The organism is Prevotella dentasini JCM 15908, from assembly GCF_000614065.1.
GTDB classification, from domain to species: domain Bacteria; phylum Bacteroidota; class Bacteroidia; order Bacteroidales; family Bacteroidaceae; genus Prevotella; species Prevotella dentasini.
Genome location: NZ_BAKG01000018.1, coordinates 58,668 through 65,476 on the forward strand (window position 1 = coordinate 58,668; position 6,809 = coordinate 65,476).

Below are 6,809 nucleotides of genomic sequence, written 5' to 3' on the forward strand. Positions count from 1 at the left end.
TCGTCCATTGCTCAATATGAAGTTGTAAAGCATTGATTATCAGATGAAATTGAGAATGTTTCACAAACGCTTTTTTCTTTTCTTCGTGCTATTGCTTTTCTCCCTGTGGATGATGGGTGGCAGGAGGGTTTATGCCTGCTCCGCATGTCCGTCCGACACTATCCGTTGGATGCGTGCGGACAGCAGCATGCGGTGGCATGAATGGCAGATGAAGAAGGCGCGGAAGGTAGTGCATCGGTTTAACGAGATAGATACCAGCTATATAGAGCCGCAGCGGTATAATTTTACGGTGATGCTGCAGAACACGACGACTTACGAAATCTATCGGCTGAGCAGCAAGCCCGGCCACAGTATCACCTTTGCTCCCGAGGCTACGGTTCGTGTAGGGCCGTATTTTGGGTGGCGGTGGATATTCCTCGGCTATACGCTCGACATCAAGCACCTCAACCTTTTGCAATCGAACAGCAAGCGGAAGGAATACGACTTGAGTCTCTACAGTTCCATGCTGGGTATCGACGTTTACTATCGGAAGACGGGAAACGACTATAAAATCAGGCGGATGACGCTGAACGAAGACACTGATACCAGAGCTATCAGAGGTGCGGATTTCAATGGGCTGAAGTCGAGCATCAAAGGCTTTAACCTCTATTATATCTTCAACCACCGTCATTTTTCCTATCCGGCTGCCTTCAGCCAGAGCACCGTGCAGCGTCGTTCGGCGGGCAGCCCGTTGCTGGGCATTGCTTACACGCGCCATACGTTGTCTATAGACTGGAGCGAGCTGAACAATTTGGTAGAGCAGCGTTTGGGATACTCTACCGTGCAGGACGACTTGGACAGCACGCTGCTGTTCGGAACGGTAAAGTACACCGACGTTTCGGTGAGTGGAGGATATGCCTACAACTGGGTGTTTGCACGAAACTGGCTGTTGTCGGGTTCCCTTTCGCTGGCCTTGGCCTACAAGCGCAGTACGGGCGATATGGACCATAAGCGGTTCTCGTTTCGTGAGTTCACGTTCAATAATCTGAACATTAACGGTATAGGCCGGTTCGGGTTGGTATGGAACAATACGAAGTGGTATGCAGGAGCAAGTGCCATTTTCCATGCCTATAACTATAGGCGGAGCCAGTTTTCTACGAATAACTTCTTTGGAAATGTGAATGTTTACTTTGGGATGAATTTCGGTAGGAAAGGCTATCGTAAGAAAAAGAAGAAATGAAAATGAACAGATGGATTCTGTGTGTGGGAGTATGGATGCTCTTGTTGTCGTGTACGGCAAGGGCCGACAGGTCGTCGGCAGTTGTCCGCGACGCTGCTGCGGCAGACACGAGTGTGGCAGTCCGGGCACCGCTCCCGGCTGCCAAGGTGCAGAATGTGCAGGCAACTGCCACTGATAAGAAGGAAGTGGAGAAACTGCTGGGCGAGATGGCTGAAAGGAAAGGGAAACTCTCGCGTGGGGAGATTATCCTGACGATTGCGCGTAGGTTTGTCGGTGTGCCATACGTTGCCCACACATTGGACAGGAATGAGGAAGAGATGTTGGTAGTAAATCTGCATCAATTGGATTGTACCACCTACGTTGAGAACGTGGTGGCCTTGTCGAGATGTGTCTTTCTGGGCAAGACAAGTTTCTCGGACTATCTGCAAACGTTGCAGGATATCCGCTATCGGGGTGGCGAAATCAGCTATGCCAACCGCCTGCACTACTACCAATGGTGGGTGGAGGACAACGAGCGGATGGGAATAGTTAGGGAAATAGATGCTCCCAATCCTCCATTTTCGGCTGTTCAGACGCTGAAAATAAACTATATGAGCGAGAATTTCACGGCATACGATATGCTGAGGACCCGGGCGGAACGGGTAAGGGAAATAAAGCAGCTTGAAGATGCAACGAATGGGAAGAGGGTGAATTTCATTCCCAAGTCCTCCCTGAAGGACTCTAGGACCTTGCGTTCGGTGATTAAGGATGGCGACATCATTGCGCTTGTAACCAACAAGAAGAATCTTGATACAACCCACTTGGGCATTGCCGTATGGCACAGGGATGGTCTGTATCTGCTCAATGCGTCGAGTCTGAAGAAGAATGGTAAAAGTGTAGTGGAGCCTGCCGAGACGCTGTACGACTATCTTTGTGTGCGCCCCGTCAATACGGGGATTCGCGTGGCAAGGATAATGGGCGACTGAAATTTCCGGCTTTTGTATTCCTGATGCCCCAGACAAAGGCAAGGGGATGTATAGACGGGAAACTCTATACATCTCCTTGGGTTTATTAGGAAGCGGTACTCGTTTATTGCATAGACTAAGGTCAGACTACTATTCTTGATTTGCCGTCTCAGCTACTCCTTATATATAATGTGCCATCATCTCAATACAGGCCTGTTATATACCGTATTTGGCGGAATGTCAATGGCGAAGTGGAGATGGAATCATGGTTGGGAGCTAATCTTATCTCATTGTTATTTAATGTAGGAAGGTAAGGATATTGCAGCTTTTTTGTTAAAAACCGAAAAATGATTCCCTCTGCTTGTGGCGTTTCCGATTCTTTTTAGTATCTTTGCACTCGCTTTTCCGGTAGACGGAACAGGCGCAATATGGGCAAGTCTCCTACGACCAGCTCCCTTTGAATCCCCTAGGACGGGAACGTAGCAAGGGCAGAAGGTTGTAGCGGTGCGATAGGAATCGCTTGCCCACCTGCCTCTTTAGCTCAGTTGGCCAGAGCACGTGATTTGTAATCTCGGGGTCGTTGGTTCGAATCCGACAAGAGGCTCTTCAGTGAAGAAGTCGGCATATTGTGCCGACTTCTTCTTTGCTTTATCTAAGGCTTGCCTTCTCGGAGAGAAAGGGGAGAAGTTCCTGTTGGAAGACTATGGCATTGTCGCAGTACGACGGGACGGTGGGCAGCATGTTGGAGCGTGAATCTATGGCTTCTGCTCCACTCTCTATGGGGATGGTGATGGCTTGGGAAAGTTATCGGCACTGTTTTTGGATAAGGTCGATGGGTAAGGCTTGTTTGGAGACATCATTGTAAATACGGAAACATAATGTTTGTTAAATGTTGTAGCATGAGTGTGGCGTTGCACCTTATATATAATCTTTTCTTCGTAACTTTGCATGGATTTTATGCCGTATAGGCTCGTATAAGTGCCGGGGATGCTCAAGGCCGCCTTACGGTGAAACTTTTACAATAAACAAAATGTACGCAATTGTAGAAATTAACGGTCAGCAATTCAAGGCTGAGGAGGGCAAGAAGCTCTTCGTCAACCACATAAAAGATGCTGAAGAAGGCAAGACCGTTGAGTTTGACAAGGTTCTGCTCGTAGACAAGGACGGAGCCGTAACAGTAGGAGCACCTACTATTGATGGTGCCAAAGTAGTAGCTGAGGTGGTTTCCCCACTCGTGAAAGGTGAGAAGATTATCATCTTTAAGATGAAGCGTCGCAAGGATTACCGCAAGAAGAACGGTTTTCGTGCACAGTTCACTCAGGTAGAAATCAAAACTATTAACGCTTAACCAAAGGAGGACAATAAATGGCACATAAAAAAGGTGTAGGTAGTTCTAAGAACGGTCGTGAGTCTCACTCGAAGCGTCTTGGCGTGAAGATTGGCGGTGGTCAGAAGATTATCGCAGGCAATATCATTGTTCGCCAGCGCGGCAACCAGCATTTCCCGGGCGAAAACGTAGCTCAGGGTAAGGATGATACGCTTTATGCTTTGGCAGACGGCGTGGTATTCTTCCACAGGGGCAAGTTCAACAAGAGTACCGTTTCGGTACTCTCTGAAGAGGCCTATGCTGCCAAGACCGTCAAGGCTGAAGCCTAACCGGCAATAAACAAAACAACTATTCCAAACAACATAGCCCCGACATTCCTGTGGAGTGTCGGGGTTTATGCGTCTTTTACTCCCGTTGAGACTGCTGTCTGGTCATGGGTGAGATGTGCAGTCGGGGCGGTCAGTATTGGGAATAATCCAAAGTCTGTTGTAGGGAAATTAATCCGATGTGGGTGAAGTTTCTCTGTCTGGTCTGTGCGAGTCATGTAGGGCAAATGTCAGCGACGTACAGGCAGTACTATGACTGCATGTGCAACAAAAAAGCGTCCCCTGTCTGGGGGACGCTATCATAAACTTAACTATAAAACACTTTAATTTATTATGAAACATTCTATTGTAATGGTAGCTTAGTTGTACCATATTTCTCCTCCGAGCACCTTGGGACGGTTGGCGTCTTCGGTATTGTTCTCGGTCTTTGGAGTGTAGTCTTGGTAAATTTGTAGTTGTTTTGATTTTGTCATTTGCTCTCCTTTCTTTATCTCTAATCCTTAAAAAGCGTTGTTATATCGTGTTATCACAAAGATAGTTGTTCTTTTTCATTTTTCCAAATTATGGTAATGTTTCAAGTATTATTTTAATATTTTTTATGCAAACGATTGCATTAGTGTCGTGGAAATGCCTTTCATTGGTTGTTGCCGGGATGGCCTGCCATGCTGATTTGGGTGAAACGGGCGGGGCAGGGTAGCCTGAAGGAGACGGGGGAACGGTATTGGCAGAAAAGATAGTACCACTTTCGGTAAATGGAAGGGGCACTATGACATTGTGAAAGTGCCGTTTCGGGATGACGAAAACGGCACTTTCGTATTGCAGTTTCTTTCTGTCTGATTTTCAGATTGTTGAAGAAATAATTCTCGCCCTGCTGTCAGACTGCCTGTTGCATAGGTGTTTTCCGTATTTTACAGGCAATCATATAGAGTTCATGTCATGCCTTGTCGTGCCTTTGAAGAAGTGGACGGGCTGAGTGGACGGAAGCACGGACTATTTATTCTGAACATGCGATGGTCAGAGGACAACCTTGTATGATTTCCCGTTAATGGAAACGATATAGATGCCGTTTGCTTCCAGTTCCATAGTGAAGTACGGGGAAGCGATAAGGCGTGCGGCAACTTTCTTTCCTTCTGCCGAATAAACGGACAGAGTCTTGCCCACGGGCGCGTTGTCTATTATGATTTGCCGGTCAGCCACTTTTACCTTGATACTGCCAGCCGATGCCTTGCCAAGCCCCGTGCTGCCGTTAACGCTGAAACTGCTTCTCGCGTTGACCGCCACATTGCCCTCGGCCGAGATAATGGTGCCCTCGGGTATGACGATATTGCATCCATTTTCGGGAACTTTTGCGCCTTCAAAGTCGCAGGAAACTACCCATTGTCCTTTCTCCTCGCCCAATGTTGGCGTTACTTCCTTCAGCAGTTCGTCGTTTCCGTCAAGCAACAGAATCTTTGGATTGGGAGAGAGCATGATGGCTTGCTTGTAGAAAAAGCGAACCTTGCCGAGCACATCGGTAATGTGTTCGTCGTAAAGGCTGCACCATACGTAGTCTATCGATGCTGCCGGCTCGGTATAGCCTCCTACGAAGTCAACCCTCGTCTCTTCGTTGGTGATGTCGGTCCGGAATCTCGGACTAAGGCTTCCTGCAGGCAGTACGAGAGAGTAGCGCACGCCTTTCTCGAAATTCATTTTCGTTCCGAAGTCGGCTGAGGCCTGCCCCAAATCCCAGTCCCATGCTACATGAGCCTCGAAGGTCCTCACGGGCACTCCCTCTCGGTAGAGGGTCATGGTTGGCTTGCCTATCGGCTCAGTCTCCGTATTATAATAGAAGCAAATGTTGTGGGCAGACTCCACGACGGATTTGTTTTTCACCGTGCAGTCGATGTTGATGATGTTTGCCGGAACCTCAAAGTCAACCTTAAGGTTTTCGGTCTTGACGGTCGGGGTCTCCTTCTCGTAAATTGCTCCTGCCGGTATTTCAAGGCTGTAGGTCTTTCCCTTGGGGAGAATCAGTTTGTCGAAGGTTATGGTGGCAATGCCTTCCGTAGAGTATTGTCCGTGATAATTGCGTTCGGTAATCGCGCCTGTAGCCACGGTCTCTCCTCCGCACGTGATAATCGCCTTGGCATCGGCGGCGACTCCGATGCTTTCGGCAAAGGTAAAGTCTATCTCGCTGATAGGGTTGTACACAGGGCGGTCTCCGATGGTGCACTGCTTCGGGGTCAATACTTTGCCTCCATCGGCATAGACGGACGTTGCCGCGAGGCAGAGTCCGATAAGACTGATAAGTAAATGTTTCTTCATGTCGGTTTCCTTTCTTTAATGTTGTTGGTGAATATTAGGGTTAGTTCAATGAATGGCGGTCTCTGTTCGTTTGGTGGTCTGCGAAAATGATTGTAGCCTTATCGTGTTGGGATACAAGGCTTTACAAACAATCATCGCAAATTGTCTTCAGTAGCAAATATACAAAATTATTTGATAGGATGGTCTTTTTTTTGTTTCGTTAATAGAAAATAGTATTTATAAAGGTGAATATAGGCAAATGGAATGGTCCTGACGCTTGTTTCCGGGGTATTGTCCATAAAAGTGTGTAAGCTGTCTTTCTTTTTTCTCAAATACAAAGATAATGAAAAAATGGGCTTGCACACTTTCCGTGGATAGTACCCTCATTATCTGCAATACGGGCAAACCCACTGGAAAGGCATCCCGAGGGCACCGAAGCTCCGTCCGGCAGCCCGGCTTCAGGATTATTCCCGGTGGAACGGGACGGCCGTAGGGCTACGGTCGGGCGTCTTGTCCGTACGGCAGAAAAGTAGAAAGGAGATTCGGCGGAAGGGCATCCGCATTGCGGAGGTACGGATACGCGCCTGTGAAAATACTGCCTGCGGGCCGAAAAAGCGGTGGTTTCGGGCAGCAGGAAAGCCGTTTGTGGCAAGTGAAAAATTTATATACGGTAAGCAAAAAATTTATATACGGTTAGCGGAAAATTTATA

6 protein-coding genes and 1 tRNA gene are annotated in these 6,809 nt (G+C 47.9%); 6 read left to right on the forward strand and 1 reads right to left on the reverse strand.

Going from position 1 to position 6,809, the window contains the following annotated elements; all coding sequences use genetic code 11:
* Window positions 1–109: 109 nt before the first annotated feature.
* The 6 genes from JCM15908_RS09565 (at window position 110) to rpmA (ending at window position 3,819) form a co-directional block, all read left to right on the forward strand.
* Entirely contained in the window at window positions 110–1,219 is a 1,110-nt protein-coding gene (locus JCM15908_RS09565; protein ID WP_234396433.1) for a DUF4421 domain-containing protein, read from the forward strand.
* Window positions 1,216–2,184, forward strand: coding sequence for an N-acetylmuramoyl-L-alanine amidase-like domain-containing protein (locus JCM15908_RS09570; RefSeq protein ID WP_373277426.1), 969 nt, complete (start codon window positions 1,216–1,218; stop codon window positions 2,182–2,184). Before JCM15908_RS09565 ends, JCM15908_RS09570 begins: the two co-directional genes overlap by 4 nt.
* 509 nt (window positions 2,185–2,693) lie before the next feature.
* A tRNA-Thr gene (locus JCM15908_RS09575) sits at window positions 2,694–2,767 on the forward strand.
* A 99-nt stretch (window positions 2,768–2,866) separates the two neighbouring features.
* Entirely contained in the window at window positions 2,867–3,028 is a 162-nt protein-coding gene (locus tag JCM15908_RS14840) for a hypothetical protein (RefSeq protein ID WP_159101332.1), read from the forward strand.
* Window positions 3,029–3,193: 165 nt separating this feature from the next.
* Window positions 3,194–3,511, forward strand: coding sequence for a 50S ribosomal protein L21 (rplU, locus tag JCM15908_RS09585; RefSeq protein WP_025003169.1), 318 nt, complete (start codon window positions 3,194–3,196; stop codon window positions 3,509–3,511).
* A 17-nt stretch (window positions 3,512–3,528) separates the two neighbouring features.
* The gene (gene rpmA / locus JCM15908_RS09590; protein WP_025003170.1) at window positions 3,529–3,819 is read left to right on the forward strand and encodes a 50S ribosomal protein L27; all 291 of its coding nucleotides are present in this window, start codon (window positions 3,529–3,531) and stop codon (window positions 3,817–3,819) included.
* Window positions 3,820–4,830: 1,011 nt separating this feature from the next.
* Here rpmA and JCM15908_RS09600 read toward each other — a convergent pair.
* A complete protein-coding gene (locus JCM15908_RS09600) occupies window positions 4,831–6,120 on the reverse strand; it encodes a DUF6383 domain-containing protein (protein ID WP_025003171.1) in 1,290 nt (429 codons plus the stop codon).
* Window positions 6,121–6,809: the final 689 nt, after the last annotated feature.

What these genes read in the sequence shown, in the direction of transcription:
- JCM15908_RS09600 (WP_025003171.1), bottom strand. Translation starts at nt 6,120, where the DNA reads ATGAAGAAACATTTACTTATCAGTCTTATCGGACTCTGCCTCGCGGCA.
- JCM15908_RS09570 (WP_373277426.1), top strand. Translation starts at nt 1,216, where the DNA reads ATGAAAATGAACAGATGGATTCTGTGTGTGGGAGTATGGATGCTCTTG.
- JCM15908_RS09565 (WP_234396433.1), top strand. Translation starts at nt 110, where the DNA reads ATGATGGGTGGCAGGAGGGTTTATGCCTGCTCCGCATGTCCGTCCGAC.
- rplU (WP_025003169.1), top strand. Translation starts at nt 3,194, where the DNA reads ATGTACGCAATTGTAGAAATTAACGGTCAGCAATTCAAGGCTGAGGAG.
- rpmA (WP_025003170.1), top strand. Translation starts at nt 3,529, where the DNA reads ATGGCACATAAAAAAGGTGTAGGTAGTTCTAAGAACGGTCGTGAGTCT.
- JCM15908_RS14840 (WP_159101332.1), top strand. Translation starts at nt 2,867, where the DNA reads ATGGCATTGTCGCAGTACGACGGGACGGTGGGCAGCATGTTGGAGCGT.